General features: G+C 51.8%; 17 protein-coding genes. 1 reads left to right on the forward strand and 16 read right to left on the reverse strand.

What is annotated here, in order from left to right:
- Positions 1 to 150 precede the first annotated feature (150 nt).
- Positions 151 to 1,557, forward strand: coding sequence for a DEAD/DEAH box helicase (locus F6V25_RS05385; RefSeq protein ID WP_151127578.1), 1,407 nt, complete (start codon positions 151 to 153; stop codon positions 1,555 to 1,557).
- A gap of 234 nt (positions 1,558 to 1,791) precedes the next feature.
- Here F6V25_RS05385 and F6V25_RS05390 read toward each other — a convergent pair whose 3' ends face one another.
- The 16 genes from F6V25_RS05390 to F6V25_RS05465 all read right to left on the reverse strand — a co-directional run bounded on the left by F6V25_RS05390 (position 1,792) and on the right by F6V25_RS05465 (position 21,478).
- Positions 1,792 to 2,628, reverse strand: a complete 837-nt coding sequence (locus tag F6V25_RS05390; protein WP_151127579.1) for a zinc-ribbon domain-containing protein — start codon at positions 2,626 to 2,628, stop codon at positions 1,792 to 1,794.
- Between the two features lie 62 nt (positions 2,629 to 2,690).
- A complete protein-coding gene (locus F6V25_RS05395) occupies positions 2,691 to 3,116 on the reverse strand; it encodes a thiol-disulfide oxidoreductase DCC family protein (RefSeq protein WP_151127580.1) in 426 nt (141 codons plus the stop codon).
- Between the two features lie 32 nt (positions 3,117 to 3,148).
- Positions 3,149 to 4,954, reverse strand: a complete 1,806-nt coding sequence (gene recQ / locus F6V25_RS05400; protein ID WP_151127581.1) for a DNA helicase RecQ — start codon at positions 4,952 to 4,954, stop codon at positions 3,149 to 3,151.
- A gap of 32 nt (positions 4,955 to 4,986) precedes the next feature.
- Positions 4,987 to 5,577: a DUF502 domain-containing protein gene (locus tag F6V25_RS05405; RefSeq protein ID WP_151127582.1), complete on the reverse strand. Its 591-nt coding sequence runs from the start codon at positions 5,575 to 5,577 to the stop codon at positions 4,987 to 4,989.
- Positions 5,578 to 5,923: 346 nt separating this feature from the next.
- On the reverse strand, positions 5,924 to 6,937 hold the full coding sequence (locus F6V25_RS05410) for a DMT family transporter (protein ID WP_218043527.1): 1,014 nt from the start codon (positions 6,935 to 6,937) through the stop codon (positions 5,924 to 5,926).
- A 25-nt stretch (positions 6,938 to 6,962) separates the two neighbouring features.
- The gene (locus F6V25_RS05415) at positions 6,963 to 7,919 is read right to left on the reverse strand and encodes a diguanylate cyclase (RefSeq protein WP_151127584.1); all 957 of its coding nucleotides are present in this window, start codon (positions 7,917 to 7,919) and stop codon (positions 6,963 to 6,965) included.
- A gap of 21 nt (positions 7,920 to 7,940) precedes the next feature.
- Positions 7,941 to 8,939, reverse strand: coding sequence for a D-2-hydroxyacid dehydrogenase (locus F6V25_RS05420; RefSeq protein WP_151127585.1), 999 nt, complete (start codon positions 8,937 to 8,939; stop codon positions 7,941 to 7,943).
- Between the two features lie 100 nt (positions 8,940 to 9,039).
- A complete protein-coding gene (locus tag F6V25_RS05425; protein WP_191966085.1) occupies positions 9,040 to 11,547 on the reverse strand; it encodes a bifunctional diguanylate cyclase/phosphodiesterase in 2,508 nt (835 codons plus the stop codon).
- Positions 11,548 to 11,792: 245 nt separating this feature from the next.
- Positions 11,793 to 12,386 (reverse strand): acyl carrier protein phosphodiesterase, encoded by a 594-nt coding sequence (locus F6V25_RS05430; RefSeq protein ID WP_151127587.1) that lies wholly within the window; start codon positions 12,384 to 12,386, stop codon positions 11,793 to 11,795.
- Positions 12,387 to 12,522: 136 nt separating this feature from the next.
- Positions 12,523 to 13,425 carry a glycoside hydrolase family 26 protein gene (locus F6V25_RS05435; RefSeq protein ID WP_151127588.1) on the reverse strand — a complete coding sequence of 301 codons (903 nt, stop codon included), beginning with the start codon at positions 13,423 to 13,425 and terminating at the stop codon, positions 12,523 to 12,525.
- On the reverse strand, positions 13,422 to 14,963 hold the full coding sequence (locus F6V25_RS05440) for a glycosyltransferase (protein WP_151127589.1): 1,542 nt from the start codon (positions 14,961 to 14,963) through the stop codon (positions 13,422 to 13,424). The genes F6V25_RS05435 and F6V25_RS05440 overlap by 4 nt, the downstream gene beginning before the upstream one ends.
- A gap of 9 nt (positions 14,964 to 14,972) precedes the next feature.
- Complete coding sequence (locus F6V25_RS05445; RefSeq protein WP_151127590.1) at positions 14,973 to 17,018, reverse strand: tetratricopeptide repeat protein; 2,046 nt, start codon at positions 17,016 to 17,018, stop codon at positions 14,973 to 14,975.
- 145 nt (positions 17,019 to 17,163) lie between these two features.
- Complete coding sequence (locus tag F6V25_RS05450) at positions 17,164 to 17,904, reverse strand: PEP-CTERM sorting domain-containing protein (protein WP_151127591.1); 741 nt, start codon at positions 17,902 to 17,904, stop codon at positions 17,164 to 17,166.
- 326 nt (positions 17,905 to 18,230) lie between these two features.
- Positions 18,231 to 19,877 carry a fatty acid--CoA ligase gene (locus F6V25_RS05455; RefSeq protein WP_151127592.1) on the reverse strand — a complete coding sequence of 549 codons (1,647 nt, stop codon included), beginning with the start codon at positions 19,875 to 19,877 and terminating at the stop codon, positions 18,231 to 18,233.
- A 116-nt stretch (positions 19,878 to 19,993) separates the two neighbouring features.
- Positions 19,994 to 20,620 carry a hypothetical protein gene (locus F6V25_RS05460; protein ID WP_151127593.1) on the reverse strand — a complete coding sequence of 209 codons (627 nt, stop codon included), beginning with the start codon at positions 20,618 to 20,620 and terminating at the stop codon, positions 19,994 to 19,996.
- Positions 20,621 to 20,809: 189 nt separating this feature from the next.
- Complete coding sequence (locus tag F6V25_RS05465) at positions 20,810 to 21,478, reverse strand: hypothetical protein (RefSeq protein ID WP_151127594.1); 669 nt, start codon at positions 21,476 to 21,478, stop codon at positions 20,810 to 20,812.
- Between the last annotated feature and the right edge of the window lie 21 nt (positions 21,479 to 21,499).

Raw genomic sequence — 21,499 nt, forward strand, 5'->3', positions numbered from 1 at the left:
CTAATGGAATGAAAAACGGTTTGTCAAAGCATTTCTGGCCGCCGCACCGCGCAAATTCTTCATGTTTCCATTGCCAGACGCTACGTCACGGTATATGGTATGGAATTAGTAGCAATCAGATATTTTTGAGTAACACGAGGAAGTAGACTAATGCGATTCGACGAACTTTCAATCCCTGAAGAGGTCCGGCAAGGCATCCGGGACGCTGGTTTCAGCGAATGTACCCCTATTCAGGAACAAACCCTGCCGCTCACCCTTGGCGGGAAGGATGTGGCCGGTCAGGCCCAGACCGGTACCGGCAAGACCGCCGCTTTTCTGATCACCCTGTTTACCCGTCTTTTGGAAAACAAAGATAAAAGTACGCACCAGCCGCGGGCACTGATCCTGGCACCAACGCGGGAACTGGTGGTCCAGATCGAGGAAGATGCACAACTGTTGGGCCGGCACTGCGGCCTGGTCACCCAGGCGATTTACGGCGGGGTCGACTACATGAAACAGCGGAGCGCCCTGCTCGAAGGGGCCGATGTAATAGTCGGCACCCCGGGCCGGCTGATCGATTATCTGAAACAAAAGGTCTATTCCCTCAAGGGGATTGAGATGCTGGTGATCGATGAGGCCGACCGCATGTTCGACATGGGCTTTATCGCCGACCTGCGTTTCATTCTGCGGAAGCTCCCCCCCTACGACAAACGCCAGAACCTGATGTTTTCGGCCACCCTCAGCCTGCGGGTCATGGAGCTTGCCTACGAGTTCATGAACATGCCGCAAAAGCTCTCGGTCACGCCCGAAAAGATGACCGCCGAGCGGGTCGAACAGGTTTTATACCACGTCTCCCGCAAGGAAAAATTCCCTCTTTTGCTGGGATTGCTCCGCCGCACCGGGATGGATCGCACCATGATCTTCATCAATACCAAGCGTGAGGCCGAGTACCTGTTCGACAGGCTGAACGCCAACGGTTTTCCCTGCCGCGTCATCTCGGGCGATGTGGAACAGCGCAAACGCATGCGCATCCTCGACGATTTCAAGCAGGGCAAGCTCCCGATCCTGATCGCCACCGATGTCGCCTCACGCGGCCTGCACATCGAGGGGGTCACCCACGTCATCAATTACGACCTGCCTCAGGACTGCGAGGACTATGTCCACCGCATCGGCCGCACCGCACGGGCCGGTTCCGAAGGCAAGGCCATCTCCCTGGCCGATGAGGACGGCGCCTTTTTCCTGGAAGCCATCGAGGAGTATATCAAGGACAAAATTCCTACGGAGTGGGCTGAGGACGAGTTGTTCGTCAACGACTACGTGCGTACTCCACGGCCCAAACGCAAGCCGCTCGAGGCCAAAACCGGCGGCAGCCGGGGCCGGGGCGGTGAGCGGACGGCTCGTCCCGCGAGGAGCGGCAGCGTAAAACCGAAACCTGCGGCTGCGGCAGCCCCCCCCTCTCCCATCGCCGCTGCAGAGGGCGCAAACGGAGAAGCGCCGGCTAAAAAACGCCGCCGCAGACGCCGCAAACCGGGTGAAAAAGCGGAACCGGGAAGTGCTGCCGCCCCCCAGGCAGAGTAGCGGCCCGGCCACCCCACTGAAGAGCAAAAGCCCGTTGGAATCGTCTCCTACGGGCTTTTTTTGTTTGCCTCGCCAACCGGCAAACAACTATGGGAACTCTCCAAGAGCATGCTGCCCCCCGGATAGGTGAACAGCATCACAAATACCCCGCGATCCCCACCCATGCCGTTGTCCGCCCCCAAGCCGGCCCCATCAGCCTGACATGCAGCAGAGCAGCCATATCATCTTTACGGGTTACCGTTTTACGACAGAGGTTATGCGACGATCGGAGAGAAAACGCACCAGCAGAAACAGGGGGATGCACCAGAGGGCCGACATAAGGGCGATATTCACCACCTCGCTGAAGTAGCCGCTGACGGCGTGTGGTATCGGTTCCATCACCCAGAGGACGAATCCTCCGATAAAATAGAGCGGTATGAAAAAGATTGTAGCCCACAGCAGCCGGGACAGCACCGTGAGCGATTGCGCGTTCCGTTTCATGAACAAGACCGCTGTCGCCAGAAGGGCAAGGCCATAGAGCGACTTGGCCCAGGGCAGTGCACCGTAGTGCAGGAAAACGTACCAGGCCGATACCGGTTCGTCCCGTTGGGCCGACAGCTGTGCCTGGATGTCGCCGCCATGATACTCCAACACCCCCCAGAGCCCCATGCCCAGCACGATTACGGCGGCCAGGGAGGCTCCCCAGCCGATCAGATTGACCGGGTGCAGCGTCTCGACAAAATCGGCGACTACGGTTGTTTCCGGCTCTGGCTGTGAAGGCGCCGCGTCGTGGGAGAATTTTTTGCCGAGCAATTCCTGATCACGGAGGCGCTGAACCTCTTCCCGCCGCCGCTCCACGAAGGCCTTGACGACGACCCCGCATTTGGGGCAGGTGGAGAATGATTCGTCCCCAAAGGTGCTAAAGCTGCATGACGGGCAGGTATCCACCAGGAATGCATTGTTTCCGGCGCGCGGTTTCCTGATGGTGAAGCCGTGTTTGCAACGCGGGCAACTCAGAAAACGCCCCTGCTCCGAAATTTCATGGTCAGGAACGGTGCCGTTTGCATTGCAGTTGGGACAGACAATCTTCATGTATCGCTCTGGTATGAAAATTATTTACCGGTGGACCGGTTTCAAACGAAAACTGGATGCCGCTACCCAAGCCTGTGTCTGCCGATTTTGCAACTCCCATCGGCGCAGGCAGCGCTTTGTTTGGGCAAAAACCGACGAATCCGGGCAAAAAACCGATAGCCCAATCGGGCAATGGTGGCAAAACCGGGCAGAGATAGTACGGTTGCGAGAATACCATAGACTGTCGAAGCCGGAAAGGCCCGCCAGATAGCCCCAAAGGCGTCTACCCCCCGATAGACCATGTTGTTCCGGTCAATGGCATGCAACTGATACATGAACTCGGCCAGAGGGATGCCATAGGCCATGGGATCGAATTCCGGAGCGCTGATATCGATGAATTTCAGCTTCCCGCCTTTGTCCTTGACACGATAGTGTGCCATTTCCGAACTGCACACCGAGCAGGAACCGTCATAGAAAACACGCAGGGGAAATCGGGGAGCAATCTTCACAAGACCTCCTTCGGCACGTCGGGCGCAGGGCACTAGCTGTCGGAGAGATCGGCCTCTCCGCGGATCTCCCGCAGGAATGCCGCCCCGTAGCGGGCCAGCTTGTGCTTCCCTACCCCACTGATACGCGCCAGGCCATCGTCATCCACGGGGCGATAGGCGGCCATCTCCACCAGGGTGGCATCCCCAAACACAACGAAGGGGGGCACCTGCTGTTCATCAGCCAAGCGCTTGCGCAGCATACGCAACCGCTCGAAAAGCTCCCGGTCATACTCCAACTCGCCCCTGCCCCGTTTCGGCTCCTTCTTCGCCACCACCCTGACCCGCGGCCGGGCCAGCACCACCTGCTCTTCCCCCCGTAGGACCGGTTTTGAACGAGCAGTCAGGTGCAACACCGAGTAATTGCCCACATCCTGCTCCAGGTAGCCCAGGTGCAGCAGTTGGCGCATGAGCCCCCCCCAGGCGTCCTGGGACAACTCCTTGCCGATGCCGTAGGTGGAGAGCCGATCATGCCCCAGACTCTGGATGCGTTGACTGCGTGAGCCGCGCAGCACCTCGATGACATGCCCCATGCCGAAGCGCTGTCCGACCCGGTAGACGCAGGAGAGGGCCTTCTGGGCATCTTCGGTGGCATCGTAGCGTTCCGGTGGGCTCTGGCAGACATCGCAGTTGCCGCAATCCTCCTCCAGATGCTCGCCGAAATAGCCCAGGAGGACGCGGCGGCGACAGGTAAGCGCCTCGGCAAAACCGACCATGGCGTTTAACTTGTGGAGCTCGATCCGTTTCTGGTCCGGGTTGCCGCCATTTTCGATCAAGGCCCGGGAGATGGCGATGTCGCCGTAACCGAACAGGAGCAGCGCCTCGGCCGGCAGCCCATCCCGGCCGGCGCGGCCGGTTTCCTGGTAGTAACTCTCGATGTTCTTCGGCAGGTCATAGTGCACCACAAAGCGCACATTGGGCTTGTCGATCCCCATGCCGAAGGCCACGGTAGCCACCACCACCCGCAGGTCGTCCCGTTGAAAGGCGTCCTGGGTCTGCTGCCGCTCCCTGTCCGAAAGGCCGGCATGGTAGGGAGCAGCCTTGATACCGGCCTCGGCCAGACGTCCCGCCAACTCCTCCACCCGCTTGCGGGAAAGGGCATAGACGATCCCGGCCTCATCGGAACGTCCCTTGAGAAAGGTGCTCAACTGCTGGAACGGTTTCTGTTTTTCCAACACCGTGTAGCGGATGTTCGGGCGGTCAAAACCGGCCACGTGACAAACGGCCTCCGTCAATCCCAAACGCCCGATGATATCGGTGCGTGTCTGGGGGTCGGCGGTGGCGGTCAGGGCAATCAGCGGGATTCCGGGAAACAGGTCCCGCAGCCGGCCGAGTTGCACGTATTCCGGCCGGAAGTCATGTCCCCACTGGGAGACGCAATGAGCCTCGTCAATGGCAAACAGCGCGATGTCCAGATCCTTCAAACGGTCCAAGAAACCATCGCTCATCAGCCGTTCCGGCGAGACGTACAGCAGGTCCAGTTGGCCGCCATGAAGACGGGCCAGCACCTGCCGGGCCTCAGCCTCCTTCAGCGAAGAATTGTAGAGCGCGGCAGCGACGCCGTTGGCCGTCAGGGCGTCCACCTGGTCCTTCATCAGGGAGATGAGCGGCGAAACCACAATGCCCACCCCGGCCCGGTGCAGGGCCGGCACCTGGTAGCAGAGGGACTTGCCGCCGCCGGTCGGCATGAGGACAAAAGCATCCTCACCGGCAACAATAGCGGAGATGATTTCCTGCTGGTGCGGCCTGAACGACGTGTAACCGAAAATATTCTTCAGAGTTTCCTGCAAGGACGTAATCATGGCACCACCGGATGTTGCCTGAGGGCTACTCATCAGGTTATCACCATGCCGCCGGAAACCACGAATTTCACGGCTTCCTCCACGGTCATGCCGCTGTCGAAGACCTCATCCTCCCGGAAGAACAGGGCAAAACCGGAAGTGGGGTTGGGCATGGTCGGCACATAGACCACCACCAGCGGGATCCCGTCACGCACGACCTCGGCCGTCACAAATCCGATGGCGCGCACGCCGGGACGCGGCCACTCCACAAAGACCGCCCGGCGATAGGAGGTTTTCCCTTCCCGGAACACCTTGAGCAGTTGTTTACTGGACGAGTAGATCGACTTGACGAGCGGGATGCGCTCCAACAGTTTATCCCCAAACTTGAGGAACTGGTTTCCCAGGACATTGGTGGCAAAGATGCCGGCAAAGTAGATGACGACCGCGCCGGTAATCATGCCGAGACCGGGTATATGGAGTTCGTGGTGGATGAAGAGACTGAAAAGGGTGTCCAGATAGCTGCCCAGGATGCCATCGGCAAAACTGAACAGGAATGTCAGGATAAAGATCGTAATTCCCACCGGGATCACCACGAACAGGCCGGCGATGAATTTTTCCTTCAAGTGATTGACAATGAATTTCATGAAACCCCTCACGACGATGATGTGCCGAGCATACCTTTTGCATTGATAAAGTCAATAGCTGAGGCGCGTATCGGACAAGTAGCGGCGAGCGGCAAAATAAAACAGCCTGTCGGCATGGGCGGGCACTGGTTGAACAATGGGCAGAAGCGGGGAGACGTTATGGAGACGATGCCGCCGCGGGGGCAAACGGACCGGCCGCGCCTGAAAATGCCGGAAGGCACCGCGAACAAGAGCCTTTCGAGAGACGCTTCCAACGGTATTGTCGGACCTGTCGACAAAATGGTATAAGATGACTTTTCGGTCTTTCGTAAAGTTGTCTCATCCTGCTAATTGTTAAAAAAACTCCTCAAGCATCAGCAGACGATGTCCTTGCCGCCCCCCCCTCAGCGCCTCCCGCGGCGGGCAAGCATTGTCTGGACCTTTTTGATTCATAGCTGGCCGTAAGAATGCCCGAAACTATCAGCAGCACACTATAAAAGTGAATGATACTAATCTCTTCATTCAAATAAAAGTATGCCGAAATACCGCTAAAAACAGGCAAGGTATAATAAACCAAACCTGCTTTGGAAGGGCCGAGTGCGACGACCGCCTTATTCCATAATACAAAAGCGGTTAGTGACGCAAAAACCCCCACGTAAAGAATGGAACAAACCGTTTTCATGGCGAATACGACGTGAGGAGCCGTCAGATATTCCCATAGATAGAAGGGAAACAGAAAGATGAGTCCCAGAAGAAATGTGCTCAACTGGAAAGCCATAATGCCTATCTGTGCGGGTTTGTGTTTTAATAAAATACTGTAAACGGCGAAAGTCACAGCGGCCAAAAGCATCCAGACGTCGCCTATGGCAAGTGATATGTTTAACAGACTGAAAAGAGCCCCTTTGGTAACAAGAAGAACAACACCTGATGCAACAAGCGTGATGCCGACGCTTTTATTTACAGTTATCGCTTCATTGAAAAAAATCCTGGATAGAATGACAATGAATATGGGAAAGGTAACCGAAATCAATGAGAGGTTGAGAGCGGTGGTCGTATGACCGGCAAAGTAAATCAACGTATTGAATATGGTAATTCCAAGTAATGATGTAAGACACAGATATGGAATGTTTTTTTTGATTACTTGCCAGTCGGCAATAAGCGGTTTCAAGGCAAACGGCAAAAAGACAATTACCGCAACAACCCATCTCCAAAAGGCAAGGCTGATGGGTGGTATGCTTTCATTGAGACCCCGCGCTATGATGAAATTGCCCGACCAGATAGCAGTTGCACTGATGGCAAAAAAATAGCCCGAAAACAACTGATGATTCTCTATTTTGTTTATCAATAGATAAAACTCCCGAACGGCGGCAATCGGCAGCAAGTTTGAGCTTGCCAGGACATTATGTCTAGCCGATCCTGACTCCCTTGATCGTTTCGCCCCCTTCTTCTTGGGCCGTTGTGAGACAACGATCCGCATTATCAATCAGCACGTCAGCCGTCATGCCGGTTTTCTGCTGGCTGGCGGTAAAACCGGACACGCCGAAACTGGCGCTTATCCGCACCTCTTTGTCGTACATCTTGATGATCTGGGAAGCGATCCTGAGGCGCAAGCGCTTGGCCACGATCATGGCTCCGGCCATATCGGTTTCCGCCAACACCACCACGAACGAGTCCTCGCCGTAGCGCGCCAGCCAGTCCACGTCCTTGCGAATCGACTCCGCCAGGCAATCGGCGCAACTTTTGAGCACCACATCGCCGGAGTAGTGCCCGTAAGCTCCGATAACATCCCTGAACTGATTGATGCTGACCAGTATCAGGGAAAGCGCACGTTCGTAACGATACGCCCGCTTGATCTCCTGGGGGATATGGTCCTCCATGTAGCGACGATTGAAGATCCCGGTCACCGGGTCGATGAGGGAGAGGTTTTTGATCTCTTCGATGTAGCGCTGCTGGGAACTTTCCAGCTCTAACACCCGCTTGGCCGTTTTCAGGCGGGAAACCAGTTCGGCCTGATGGGCCGGTTTGATCAGGTATTCGTCGGCCCCGGCCTCAAGCCCGGCAATGATGTCGTTTTTGGAATCCTGGGAGGTGAGAAGGATAATATAGGTATAACGGCCGGAATCGTCGGCGCGGATGGCCCGGCATAGTTCAAGGCCGTTCATCTCGGGCATCACCCAGTCGGTCATGACGATCGGATAATACCCTTTCCTGAAGATATCGAGCCCCTGCTTGCCGTTTTCAGCGACAACCACCTCGTGCCCCGCCGCCTTCAGGCCGGCTTCGAGAACGGTTCTTTGCAGAAGGTTGTCATCCACGACAAGGATGGGAAACGGTTTGGGCGAATTCTGTTGGGGTTCTTCCATTGGCGAATCTCCCGGCGGATTTTACCGCCCTGCAGCCGGCGCAAGATACTGGCTATTGACCACATTGGCCGGAGCTCCTGCAAGATATGATGCGACATTGGCGGAAACGATACTCATGAGCCGCTGCCGCGCCGCCAGCGAAGCCCATGCTATATGGGGGGTAAAGATACAGTTGGGGGCGTCAAGGAGCGGGTTATCGGCGAGCATCGGCTCATGGGCAACCACATCCAGCCCGGCGCCGGCAATCAGGCCGGTTCGCAACGCCTGGGCCAGATCGGCTTCGTTCACTAGCCCTCCCCGCGCTACATTGATCAGAAACGCATTGGACTTCATCATCCCCAGAAGCCGTGAGTTGACGAAGCCGGCATTGTCATTGGTCTGGGGACAGTTGAGACTTACTACATCCGCCGTAGAAAACAACTCTTCCAAATCGACGAAACGGACCGGTAGCGCCCCCACATCCTGTGGGATGCGGGGGGCATGGGCGATGATCCGCATGCCGAAAGCCGCGCCGATACGCGCCACCGCCCGCCCTATCGTACCGTACCCCACGATCCCCAGCGTCAGGCCATCCAACTCGACGATCGGCGCCTTCCAGAAGGAATGATCGGGACAACGGGTCCATTCGCCGGCCTTGACGGCGGCATTGTGAGCCCCTACCTGCACGGCCAATTCCAGCAGCAGGGCAAAGGCGGTCTGGGCAACCGATTCGGTGGAATAGGCAGGAATATTTGAAACCGGAATGCCGAGTTTGCCGGCGGCGGCCACATCGATATTATTGTATCCCGTGGCCAGAAGCGAAATGTATTTGAGTCTCGGCAGGGCGTTCAGGATGGCTGCATCCAGCTTGACCTTGCTGGTCAGAATTATTTCCGCTTGAGCGGCGCGCTCCAGGGTGAGTTCAGGCGGGGTTCGGTCGTAAACGGCACATATCCCCTGGTTCTCAAGCGGGGTCCAGGGATTGTCGCCGGGGTTGATGGTATAGCCGTCAAGGATAACGATCCTGGTGGTTTCAGACATGAATATTCACTCCTTTTCAGAATAACCGTCATTTTCGGCACGCTGGCACAGGAGAACATCACGTGATAAACGGCAGGAGCCCCCGCCATCGCCGCGCTCCTTACTCGATACCCCACGTGCGAACCATTGCCGCAAAGCCATCGGCAGGCAGGGGCCGACTGAAGTAGTATCCCTGGATCATCTCGCAGCCATGCTCAGCAAGAAAATCCAACTGTTCGCCGGTTTCCACCCCTTCGGCCACGACCTTCATGTTGAGGTTGTGCGCCATAAGGATAATGGTCCGCACAATAGTTGCGTCATCCGGATTAATCAGAATGTCGTCCACAAAGGATTTGTCTATCTTCACGACATCGATGGGAAAGCGCTTCAGATAGCCCAGGGACGAATAGCCCGTTCCAAAGTCGTCCAGGGAGAGGCCGAGCCCCATCCCCTTGAGCCCGTGAAGTTTTGCAACCGCCTCATCGACATTGTTCATGAGATAGCTTTCGGTGAGCTCCAGCTCCAGGAGGCCGGGGTCGAAGCCGGTTTCGGCAAGGATAGCGCCTATTCGCTCCACCAGGTCCTGCTGCTTGAATTGGCGTGCCGAAATATTTACCGCCATCTTCATCGGCGGCAGCCCCGCTGCCTGCCACTTACTGCTCTGCTCGCACACCGTGCGCAGCACCCACTCGCCGATCATGATAATCAGGCCGGTTTCTTCCGCCAGGGGGATGAACGTATCCGGCTGGATCAATCCGCGCTCAGGATGATTCCAGCGCAACAGCGCTTCCATGCCCTGTATCCGCCGGGTGGCCAGCTCGACCTTTGGCTGATAATGGATGACGAATTCTCCGCGTTCAAGGGCACGTCTCAGCCCGACTTCAAGTTCCATACGGTCCACAACACGGGTGTTCATCTCGGTGGTAAAAAACTGGAATCCGGCCCTTCCCTTGTCCTTGACGTGATACATTGCCGTGTCGGCCTTGGTGAGCAGGGCCGCGGCACTGTCGTCGTCGTTGGGATAGAGCGCCAGCCCGATACTGGGCGACACAAAGAACTCATTGCCATTGACCACAAAGGGATTGAAAAAGTGTTTCAAAAGGTGCTCAGCCACCAGGATAACGTCTTCAATCCTGCCGATACGGGTGAGGATAATCACGAATTCATCACCGCCGAGCCGGGCAATGGTATCGCCGCTCCGGACAACGGATTTCAGCCGATTGGCAACACTTTTCAGGAGTTGATCACCAACCGGATGACCGTAGGTATCGTTGATGATCTTGAAATTGTCCAGGTCCAAAAGCAGGACCGCCACGATATGCCCTTCCCGCCGTGCCGCCGCCAGGGCCTGTTCCAGGCGGTCATGGAGAAGATAACGGTTGGGAATACCGGTCAGAAGGTCGTGATTTGCCTGAAAAAACAACGTCTCCTCAAACTGTTTCCGCTCTCTGATATCCTTAACCATGATGCACAGGGCTTCCCTGCCGTCATAGGGTATCAGACCGGCGCTCAATTCAGCATCAAGGGCAGAACCGTCTTTGCGGCGGAGGCGATACTCTCGTTTTTGCTGCAAAAGCCTTTCTACCAGGGTATCGGTTATGGCTGCATCGCCAAAAGCAAGCTGACCGAGATACAGGCCGACCAACTCGTCGGCGCTGTATCCCAGATAGTTCTGGATCGCACCATTGGATTCTATGATCGCCCCGTTTGTCCGGTCCGTGATGAGGATACCCTCGTTGGCCCCCTCGATAACCAGGCTGTAGCGCTGCTCAAGCTCCTTGCCCTGTTGCTGCGACACGGCGAGTTTTTTCAGCAAAAAATGCACGATGGCAGCAAAACCAAGAACCAAGCCAAAGAAGCAGAGCAAAAAGTATCCTACGGCCCGCATTCCCCTCCCATAGATGGTGCGCCGGTCGGTTACCTTGACGATAAAGGCCTTGTGGCCATAAATATCCTTTACCAAGGCATATCCGTTAATATAGCGGAACCCATCCGCCACGACCGCACGTGGCCTGGCCTCGCTCAGCATCACCCCGGCCTCGCCCAAAACGCTCGTTGCCGCTCCTGGCAGCAGGCACAGAGAAAGACGGGCCATCGTTGCCAAACCGGCAACCTCTGTCGCATTCAGGTACCGCCCCATGATCAACGTGCCCCGGATAGGCCCCCTGTACTCACTGGTCAGTATTGGCCGAGAAGCGACTATCATCAAGCCTTCCGGCAGGTTTATGACACCTTTGACTGTGCTGTCAGGCATCGTGTGGCTCAGCAGCAGATTCCCGGGGGCGATATGGCGAAAAAATCCGGCAGGAACAGGCGTAAACCGGCCTTTTTCAAGATCAAAGCCCTTGCCGAAGATGACATCCCCGGCACTGTTGAGATACATGATCAGGTTGAGACGTTGTTTTGCAAAGGTGGGGGCGGTCAAATTCGATTTTTCAAAAGCATAGTTGCCATCCCTCACATAGCGGTAGACATCATCCCAAGCGGAATAATCACCACAGACTATGTTGAGGTTATTGGCTTCGTCGTTGATCAGGTTGACCGCTCGTTCCACGTTCTCTGCGGCTTCCTGCACTTCGATCCTTGCAAAGCTATCGAGCAGGAACACCTTGGTAACCAAATAGAGCAACAGAAACATCCCAGCCAGAGACACAGACAATATCGGCAAAGATTTGGAGCGCAACTTCATAGAGGAGCCCGGTAAGACAAAATGGATTGAATAAGAAAATGATCATAAAAACGCGGCACAGTGTCTCAATCGTACTGTGCCGCAGTTTTGATCACTATATATAAGTAAAAATCAATGGGTTGCAAGTAAAAAAACATGTAATTACTGTGGGGTTGGGTTAAGGAAGGGTATTGGAGGGGCTCCGTTTATGTTGGCGCCGCTCCCGCTCTGCAAAAATCCGAAACGAATTCGCTGACAGCGGGCAGAAAGCGGCGGAAGTCCTCGCGCAACCCGGCATAGTTCCGTCTCAATTCCTGTTCGCCGTAGGCCAGAGGGTTATCACGCGTCACCCGGCGCGACATACGCTCAAGGGCTAGGCCGATGCCGCCTATCTCGCAATAGGAGGGAAGCAGTTCATCAAATACAACCGGCAGCAGGCCTTGCAGGCGTTCAGGCAACCATTCACGCCGCCCCTCAACCATCTTTTTGGCTCGGCTCAGATAACTCGTCAAGGATTCATCCACCCATTCGTCCCAGCCTGCAGATAAAAAGTGATCATAAAACAGATCGACAAATATCCCACGCCACAACCGGTACTGCGGCGCAATCCGGTCATAACTCCGGCGAAAGACGATATGCTGTTGCGCAAAACTGTCGATACGACGGTGCAGCATGATTCCAGCCGCCACACCGGGAGGGTAGTTTTCACCTACCCTTCCCTTGACAAAATCCCCCATGAAATTGCCGGTCAGCAGGTCTGGATCATTGCCGGAGAGATAGAGATGGAAGAGGAAGTTCATGGTACTCCGAATTCAATTTATCCATTTCCTTAAAATAGCCTCAGCTCAGGCAAGCTATAAGAATACGTCATCAGCCTTTAATCGACATGGTGCAGTTGAACACTTGGAACGGAACAGCAACTTACCCATAAACTGTCTACTTGATAGGACAACTTGCGCACGAGGCAAGAAATATATGCGATCTGCTCTTGAAAATACGCATTGAAGAAGCAGAAGAAGCTATACGCCAATCGCATTCCTTGTTAATATCAAACCAAATTAGGGCTTCTATCCGCTCAAATCGTGATGGCAGAATTGAAAACATATCACTTATCCAATCAGGCTTTTCCCCGCCCAATTCTGTACACCCGACTTCGCCAATTATCACAGGTTTTCTTGAAAGAGAAGTTACAATATCATACCCATCTCTGAACAAATCAACGAAACTATGCCATTTACTCCATTCAGTTGACGCCCCCCAATTGTAGCCGTCAAGAGCTATCATATCGATTTGGTCATCACCAGGAAAATAATTACAGATTCTGTTTTCCTGAGTATCTGGATATGATGAAGTATATGGCGACCAGACCCATTTAACATTTGATGCACCAACTTCAAAAAAAAGTGTTCTGATATGGTTCCAAGCTTTTAGAAATTCCTCAGGTGTATTATTATTTACAGTGCCACCCCAAGGGTACCAAGAGCCATTCATTTCATGCATCGGACGTAGTAAAATAGCCTTTGGGCAAGCTGCCAGAGTAGAGGCAAATGCCCTAATGTAGGTATCAAATGCTCCGGCGGTAATGTTTATAAGTGAAAAATGGGGCTGCTTTTCGAGCACACCAAATTCAGAATTGATGGACCAAGGTTCCCATGTTAAAAGGATTTCTTTTGGCGCAGACAAAAGCCAACTCAGCCAAGGCAGGTCATCTTCAATCTTGCAATTATTCCAGGCTCTATAAAAAGAAAGGATGGAAATTTCGGTTTCATATTTTTTTTCAAGAATAGCAAGAGCAGCTCTATCTAAATTATAATTTAGATGGTAAATTCCAAACTTCATCGCATGTACATTTGGGGCCACAAGCTAAGACCAATAAATCTACTAAGGGTAACAATAGTCCAGGTCGCCCAAAAAATATTTACTATTAAAAACCAGGGATCATTATCTATTGTCACAATACCATATACTATTGCTATAAGTGAAAATACGGAAATGAGCATATGAGGCCAACATGATAAAATCTTTGTCGTGAGCAGGGAATGTTTTTTGACCTTGCTAGTTACAGTGTAGTCAGGAAGCTTTGTGCGACAGCGAAGAGCAGTCACCGCAGCGCTGAAATACACATAAAAAAGCCCAGCTTGACACTGAAATACTTTATAGTTGTTGAGGCCATCCGTGAGAAGCTTGTTAGCTATCAAATAGACAATAAAGTATGGTAATCTGGCAAGAAAGTATTCCGACAAATTCGCCTTAAGCATGAAATTATGTGTGAAAAGAGACCAAATAGGTAGGAGGAAAAAAATCGGTAAAAAAATGCCGAAAGAGATGTAATTGTAGCCAAAGTGCAGATACTGAGCCTTTTGCCTCCAAGAAAGCCCTTTGTAACGCAGAGGCGAATCCCAAAAAAAAAGTCGCAACGAATCCACTGCCCATTGCCACCGTTGTTTCAGGTGGCTGCAAACATCTTCCGGAGCATGGCCAATAGTAAAAGCTGTATCATGGTATACAGTTTTCCACCCCTTAGCATGAATACGCATAGATGTGTGAAGGTCTTCCACTAAGTTCCACTCTGAAAACCCTCCAATTTCCATCAATGCTTCTCGACGATAGACGACTCCATTGCCACAAGAAATGGCAGCATTATCATTATCTTTACCAGACTGCATGGCTTTGTAGAAGACCTCGTCAGAATTTCCCCATGGATCGTTTTTCGGTAGTTTAAAGCGTTGTTCAGTCTGTACAAAAGCAATACGAGGAATTGAAAAATAGCCGACAATACTTTTCAAAATATTACTTTCAGCAACCTGATCGGCATCAAGAGCAAGGATCAAGTCTCCATTGGTTCGACTAAATGCATAATTAAGGTTGCCAGCTTTACGGTTTTCATGGGTGGGACGACGGATATAGCCTATACAAAATTCCTCGGCCATAGAGAGAAGTTTATCGTCTTCGCCATCGTCGAGGATGTAAACAGTCTTGTTCTCATAATCAATAGCGCAGGCTGCCATAACCGTCCGTCTTACGATTTCAAGCGGTTCTCTGCAAACAGGAATAAAGACGTCTACTGAATATTTTTTTTGAGGAATGACCCCTTCAGGGTGGTGATGACGTTTGTACCAAAGCAAATTAATCCAGAGTAGGTAGTGAACAAGGAATACACTTTCACTTAAAATAAAAGGTATGAAAGTATACCAATACTGCCAATTAGCTTTATAAACACACCAAGAGAAATAAAACACTGCACACGGAATATTGAGAATTGCAAATATTTGCCCCAAGACCCTTCTGGTACGAGTTTCTTGCTCTTTGTATCGTTGATATTTTTTCTTACCCTGAATATCATCCAGCCAGCTCTTTATGGCTGCATGTATGGACATGTGCCCCTCCTAGAACAAGATAAAATAAGACAACAGGATTTGCTGGGCGGCATAATGACCACTAAACGAATCCCGGTTTTCTCCTCTATTCTGATAAAAATACTTTGCCTCACAATGAAGCCCTTGGGTGTTACCAATATCAAGGCCGGTAAATATTGAAATAGTGTTGCCAATGCCCCCGCTACGTTGAAGATAGTTTAGGTTCCACTCCCCTCCGTAGATAAAACGATCTGATTTTACACGGTATGCCATTCCGGTAGTGTGGGCAGAAAAATCTGAAGGGTCAAAATACGCACTCTCTAGGGCTTTATGGGAATAATTCAAAAAAAAGTAACTATAATATGCCTTAAAATTTGGAAACAGTTCTGGTGAATAATCTACTCCAACAACGGAGCTAAGTTTAAGATTATCGTCAGAATAATCGCCATATGTCAGCTTTCCCCACAGAGCCAATTCCTTGACGATCCCTTGTCGAAGATAAACAGAATAGTCATTTGTGGTCAACTTTAGACGTGCTGCGCCTATAGAGACGACAGGGTTATAGAATTGATTACCAAAGGCCGGTTCTGTGTCGATTATGTCAATATGGTCATAACTTAGCTTAACTACGCCTAAAGAATTAAGTTCAACAGTTGAAGACAGGCGTAAGTTTAGGTGATTTTGTTGATTGTCATAGATGTTACCATCTAACCGACCGGTTATAGCGAGATAGTGTTGAATTTTCTTTTCTGCCTGCACAAAAACGGATTGACGGTTAATGGTATTAAAACCATTTTGGCTAAACCTAGAGTAGGTGTAGCCTGTTTTGGTTAACAGTCCCGCCCACAGTGAGCCTTCAAAATCAAAACCACTATTTAAACGGGAATAATTATTAGAATTGCTGTACCAATCTGTCTGAACAGTTATCCGTGGCAAGTTTGATATTTTAAGTATCTCTAGCAATTCATAAATACGTGGGTCACTATCGTTAATAGTTTCAAGCTGTTTAATAGCATTCGTTGCATCGTAAACTGGACCAGTTTTAACGGAAATTTCAGCAAGTCCCCAGAGAGCTTCCTGATTGGCAGGATATAAGGCAAGAATCTGTTTGTATAGTTGCTGCGCTTTATTCTCATTCCCAAGAAAATGGTTACAGCGCGCCTCTGTCAAGGCCGCAATTAGCGGTCGTTCCTTATTTTCAAGAAGTAGTTGAGTTAATTTTAAAGATTTCTGGCTGTCCCCCCTACGAGCATGCAGTTCGGCCAAATCCTTGATAATTTCGGGGGTTGCCGGCGCGAGTAGTAATGCCCTCTCAAGATTTTTTCCGGCCTCTTCAAGCCTATTTCTTGCCGACAGAACTTTTGCCCATTCCCAAAGTATAAAAGGATTGTCTGGACGAGTTGCGGCCATAGATGCAAACTCAGAGTCGGCTTGTTCAAGCCGATTACTCCAAAAAAGCATACGTGCAAACTCCCAGCGAAAATGAAGATTGTTAGGATCATCGTTGCGAATTTGTTGACCGATGCGAAAGGCATCGTCCCACAACCCCTGATAGGTATATGTTCTGAACAGTTCTTGTTGGGCAGAGGTATCCGATGGTGCCCGGGAGATATGGACAAGAAGCTTATTTATTTTAGCCGCATTATCTTCGCTAAGACGACGACGGATATTAACTAATGCCCTCGACTCAAGGAATATTGATGATATATCAGGAATAACTTCTCGATATGTTGCAACAGACTCAGCCAGATGCCCGACAGCCAATTGGTTCCAGGCAAGTCCACGATAGATAGTATCAGTCGGTTTAATTTTTACCAAATTTAAAAAAAACTTTTCGGCTTCTTCAGAGAAGCCATATTCATTGAGGAACCACGCGTTATGTTCTTTATACCCCGTATTGTCTGGCTCTATCTGGATCGCTTTTGCAAAACAACTACGCGCTGCAAACGTCTGGAGAGATGCCTCCAGTGACATACCCTTCATAAACATTGTGTGGGCATCTTCTGCTGCCGAAGAAAATTGTGGGGACAAAACGATCAGAACAATCAGGGGGTATAGCAGAAACTGGGCGAACATTATTTTCCTTTCGCTCAGACAGAATAAATTTAATTAATCAACAACTTACCAGCCAATTGGTCAACTATTCAATTAGTTTCAATCTAAATCAGAATATAATTTAGATATTACAATACATTACAAAAGAAAGTGTTTGTGCAACGATTTAAATATTTAAATAAAATCTGGCACTATTAAATGGTTTCCTCCAGCACAATATCAACAATATCGCCCCACCGGTAAAGAGCATCAAGAGACCGGAAGGTTCCGGTACGGGGGCAACATCCACAATTACATTGTCGAGCCCCCATGATTCGTCAAGATATGAAGAACCATCTAATCCAGTGACATAGTTATCTTGCAAACCTTTACCCGAGAAAGTAATAGCCATGAGGTTGGAGAGACTTGGGAGCGTAAGGACAAAGTGGTAAACTGAATCCATGTTGGAATATGTTACATTATATCCGGGGAGGCCATTGTAATAGGAATATCCAAGAGTATAGCGTTCAGCAGCTTGTGATGCGTTTGGCTGCATACTGAGGTCACCGTTGCTGAAAGATTGGTGTAGAAGCTGAGAATTGTTGATTGCCACATTAAAATAATCAGGGCCAAAAGCCTGGTTGTCGCCGTCCCATGATCGGATAAAATACACATCAAATGATACAGTTGCTAAACCTGCAGAAAGGCCACTCAGAGTAAGGGTTGTAGAGTCGTTGGAAAAATCACCTAAAAAGTGACGATTGCCTATGGGGGTTACAGATGTTGTATTGACTGACCATTCACTTCCAACGGTATCCTCAAAATTATTTGAATAAATCAAGGTTGCATTAGCATCAACTCCCGATACAAAAAATATCGCTAGAGCTGCGAGGATAGCCTTGGTAATTTTAAAATTTGTAAGTTTCATCTTATCCCCCCCCAATAAGTGCAGCGCTTTGTTTACCACAAAAACAATAAGCAATTTGTGTGCCACCTTAAATAACGAGACCAGTATTGCTTTGCTTTACATTTACTTTTCATGTCCAATTAAGCTGCACGTTTCATTAATATTAACAACAAGCTAAATATGCAAATACATATATTTGATATTCACAAACATGATAAGGGCACGAGACTAACCTGTCAGTAATTTTTACACTTTTGGGATGTATGAGAGGTCCCATGTCGAATAATTTAACAAAGTTCTTGGCAATTTTTAGGCTATTATTAGACCTCATTTTATTATCGTAAGACTCAATAGACATACCTCTCCCGCAACGCCACCTTATTAATCTTTCCCACACTTGTCTTATCAATAGCCTCCACCATCCGTGTCCTGAGGAGGACCACCTGTTTGGAAATCATCCCCTTGTCGGCATATTCCCGGACATGGTGCTGAATCTGCTTTTCCACGACCACAGTGCCCGGTTTTGGCACCACCAAGGCCAGGGGCCGCTCACCCCATTTTTCATCGGGCAGACCGATCACCGCCACCTCGGCCACAGCGGGATGATGGGCGATAATATCCTCCAATTCCAGAGAGGATATCCACTCTCCACCAACCTTAATGACGTCCTTGCTCCGGTCGGTTATCTTCACGTATCCTCGTTCATCCCGCACCGCCACGTCACCGGTATGCAGGTAGCCCCCCTCCCAGAGTTTCTCGGAGGTTTTGTGATCCTTCAGATATCCCTGGGTCAACCAGGGGGCACGGACAACAATCTCGCCCGTGCTGCGGCCGTCGCGGGGCATCTCGTCCCGCCCCTCCCCCACCACTTTCAGATCAACCAAGGGAAGCGCCAGACCAGTCTTGCAGCGGATCTCGGCCTGTTCTTCCGGGCTCAGCTTCAGCATATCGGGGGTCAATTGGGCAAGGGTCAGGATGGGGCAAGTCTCGGACATGCCGTAGCCGGTAAAAATATCTATGCCGTGTCCCAATGCCGCCATGCACAGTGCCTGGGACATGGCAGCGCCGCCGATGATCAGTTTCCAGTTGCTCAGGTCGATCTTGGCCGCATGGGGATGTTTGAGCAGCATGTGCAGGATGGTCGGCACACAATGGGAAAAGGTGACCTTTTCGCGTTCGATCAGTTCCAACAGCATATCCGGTGCGTAACGACCGGGGTAGACCTGTTTGAGCCCCAGTGAAGTGGCCACATAAGGCAACCCCCAGGCATGGACATGGAACATGGGGGTGATGGGCATGTAAACGTCGCCACGGTGCAGACATCCCTGGACAACCGAGGAGCAGAGCGCCGCCTGGACCCCCAGGGTATGCAGCACGAGTTGGCGGTGGCTGAAGTAGACCCCTTTGGGCATGCCGGTAGTGCCGGTGGTATAAAAGGTAGTGGCACGGGTATTTTCGTCGAAGTCGGGAAATTCGAATTCCGGCGGGGTTGAGGCCAGCAGTTCCTCGTACTCGGCAGTGAATGTCAAGGTTGTCTCGTGGGGATGTGGTTCGTCGCCCTTGAGGAGAATGAAGTCGCGCACCGTGTCGATCCGGCCGCGGATCTGTTCCAGGATTGGCAGAAACTCGGAGTTGACCAGGAGCACGTCATCCTCGGCATGGTCGATGGTGAAGAGTATCTGTTCCGCGGAAAAACGCACGTTGATGGTGTGCAGCACCGCGCCGATCATCGGCACGGCAAAAAAACACTCCAGATAGCGGTGACTGTCCCAATCCATAACCGCTACGGTATCTCCCGGTTTCACTCCCATCCGTGTCAGGGCCGCCGCGAGGCGTTGAACCCGCTCACGGAATTGACGGTAACTATGGCGGACTTGGTTCCGGTAGACGATCTCCTGTTCCGGCGCATCCACTATGGGGTGCAGGAGCAGTCGTTTGATCAGTAATTGGTAGTCATGGGCGGATTCGGTGCGGGGAATGGGGATGCATTTCATGAAAACAGTGTCCTTTCAACATCATTGTTCGCTTTCGCTGCGGGCCGGTCCGGCCGCAGACAAACGGCCCCATACTACCGACGTGTTCTCCAAAAGTCCACCCCGCTATGTTATATTTATGCACCCTTCTGTGCCTTTTTGCCCCCCTGCTTTAGTCCGTTGCCCTTTTCAAACTCTTTTCTTAGCCGCTCCAACCCTTTGCGATAACTTTCGGCGTCGCCGTACTCAAAAAAACGAGGATAGCGATCATGGGCGGCCCGGATGCGGCGAGCATGCTTGATCGGGCACCAGTACTGTTCGGTGCGGGCGGCTATCTCCCGGAAATAGGCTGCCAGGCCATTGCCATAGGAACAGTAAAAGCAGTTCAACTTTTCTATGATGTTGAGGTAGGGGAGGTCCTCACGGTCAAAGGTCAGGTATTCCGAACGCTTGACCTTGGGAATTTCGTAGATCGGGAAGCAGACCGTCTGGTAGATCAACAGAAAAAGATCCAACACCAGGAAAGGGATAAACCCGGTATAGATGATCGGGGCGGTCAGAACGTTCAGCGGCCGAGATTCCGCCAAATAGCGGAAGAGCCCGGTCTTGAGACGGCGCTGCTGGTGTGCCACCTCTTCGGCAAAACGGACGCGCTTCTCCTCGATGATGAACTGGAACTGCTCCCGTTTGGTGCGGAACTCGACTTCCAGCTCTTCTTCAAGCTCCCTGATTTTCTGGATTAGTTCATCGATTTGTGGTGCCATGATGATCTCCCGGCGGGGCAGCATTGCAAAAAAAAATGCGCAGCCTGACCATATTCAGACTGCGCGGTATGATAACGAAAGATACTACTAATGTTTTCATCCTACACTATTGGGGGATGAAGCAATAGCGTTTACCACTCACCGGGATTCCCACCTCCCTTCATCCAGTTCCTCCTGCATCACCGCAGGCTAGAAGTAGGTGACCTGCAACAGCGGTGCAAGAGTGCTCCGGTTCGTTCCGGTAGTATCGTTGATTTCAACAAGCCCCGGCGAAGCTGTCCCCAAATCCCGCAGGATACGGACCTGGAAGTTGAGCAGTCCCAGTCGCTGTGCTTCCACCATCAAACCTGTCACATCCACCGTCACATGCCCTCCGAAGTCTGACTGGGAGATGGGAGGGATGATCGTGGTGGTTGCCAGCGCCGGTTGGAGCGTTCGATCAAAATCCGTTCCCACCAGGGTTGGCGGCTGGAAGGAAACAAGGTCGATGCGGATCGGGATCGTACCGCTCAGGGGTTGAGGCTGGATACTGGAGATAACGATATCCAGGAACGCCGACAGAATGACGGCATTCCCCGGGACACCGCCTGTCCCGGTCAGGGGGAAGTCGAGGAATGTGCGGTATTCGGCTCCGCTAGCCGGATCTATACCGGCAAACACGCTTTGGACACTCGGCGACATGCCCTGTATTACCGTGAAAACACTTGTGACGGAATCCCGTGCGATATCGCCGTCAGAAGTAGAATCGCTCAGGATCTGGGCAACAAATGTCGGTTGCGCGCGACCACCGTCATTGCCGCACCCTGCCTGGATCAAGATTGTGAGCCCCATCAGTGCCGCCAGGATAAGCCGTTTCATAGCCACCTCCCGTTGTGCGTG

It is taken from the genome of Oryzomonas japonica, assembly GCF_008802365.1.
Lineage (GTDB): Bacteria > Desulfobacterota > Desulfuromonadia > Geobacterales > Pseudopelobacteraceae > Oryzomonas > Oryzomonas japonica.

Excerpts from the sequence above, each read along its gene's own strand:
- F6V25_RS05445 (WP_151127590.1), bottom strand. The coding sequence starts at position 17,018 with ATGTTCGCCCAGTTTCTGCTATACCCCCTGATTGTTCTGATCGTTTTG.
- F6V25_RS05420 (WP_151127585.1), bottom strand. The coding sequence starts at position 8,939 with ATGTCTGAAACCACCAGGATCGTTATCCTTGACGGCTATACCATCAAC.
- recQ (WP_151127581.1), bottom strand. The coding sequence starts at position 4,954 with ATGATTACGTCCTTGCAGGAAACTCTGAAGAATATTTTCGGTTACACG.
- F6V25_RS05440 (WP_151127589.1), bottom strand. The coding sequence starts at position 14,963 with ATGTCCATACATGCAGCCATAAAGAGCTGGCTGGATGATATTCAGGGT.
- F6V25_RS05460 (WP_151127593.1), bottom strand. The coding sequence starts at position 20,620 with ATGGCACCACAAATCGATGAACTAATCCAGAAAATCAGGGAGCTTGAA.
- F6V25_RS05435 (WP_151127588.1), bottom strand. The coding sequence starts at position 13,425 with ATGAAGTTTGGAATTTACCATCTAAATTATAATTTAGATAGAGCTGCT.
- F6V25_RS05455 (WP_151127592.1), bottom strand. The coding sequence starts at position 19,877 with ATGAAATGCATCCCCATTCCCCGCACCGAATCCGCCCATGACTACCAA.
- F6V25_RS05405 (WP_151127582.1), bottom strand. The coding sequence starts at position 5,577 with ATGAAATTCATTGTCAATCACTTGAAGGAAAAATTCATCGCCGGCCTG.
- F6V25_RS05415 (WP_151127584.1), bottom strand. The coding sequence starts at position 7,919 with ATGGAAGAACCCCAACAGAATTCGCCCAAACCGTTTCCCATCCTTGTC.
- F6V25_RS05385 (WP_151127578.1), top strand. The coding sequence starts at position 151 with ATGCGATTCGACGAACTTTCAATCCCTGAAGAGGTCCGGCAAGGCATC.
- F6V25_RS05430 (WP_151127587.1), bottom strand. The coding sequence starts at position 12,386 with ATGAACTTCCTCTTCCATCTCTATCTCTCCGGCAATGATCCAGACCTG.
- F6V25_RS05390 (WP_151127579.1), bottom strand. The coding sequence starts at position 2,628 with ATGAAGATTGTCTGTCCCAACTGCAATGCAAACGGCACCGTTCCTGAC.
- F6V25_RS05465 (WP_151127594.1), bottom strand. The coding sequence starts at position 21,478 with ATGAAACGGCTTATCCTGGCGGCACTGATGGGGCTCACAATCTTGATC.
- F6V25_RS05450 (WP_151127591.1), bottom strand. The coding sequence starts at position 17,904 with ATGAAACTTACAAATTTTAAAATTACCAAGGCTATCCTCGCAGCTCTA.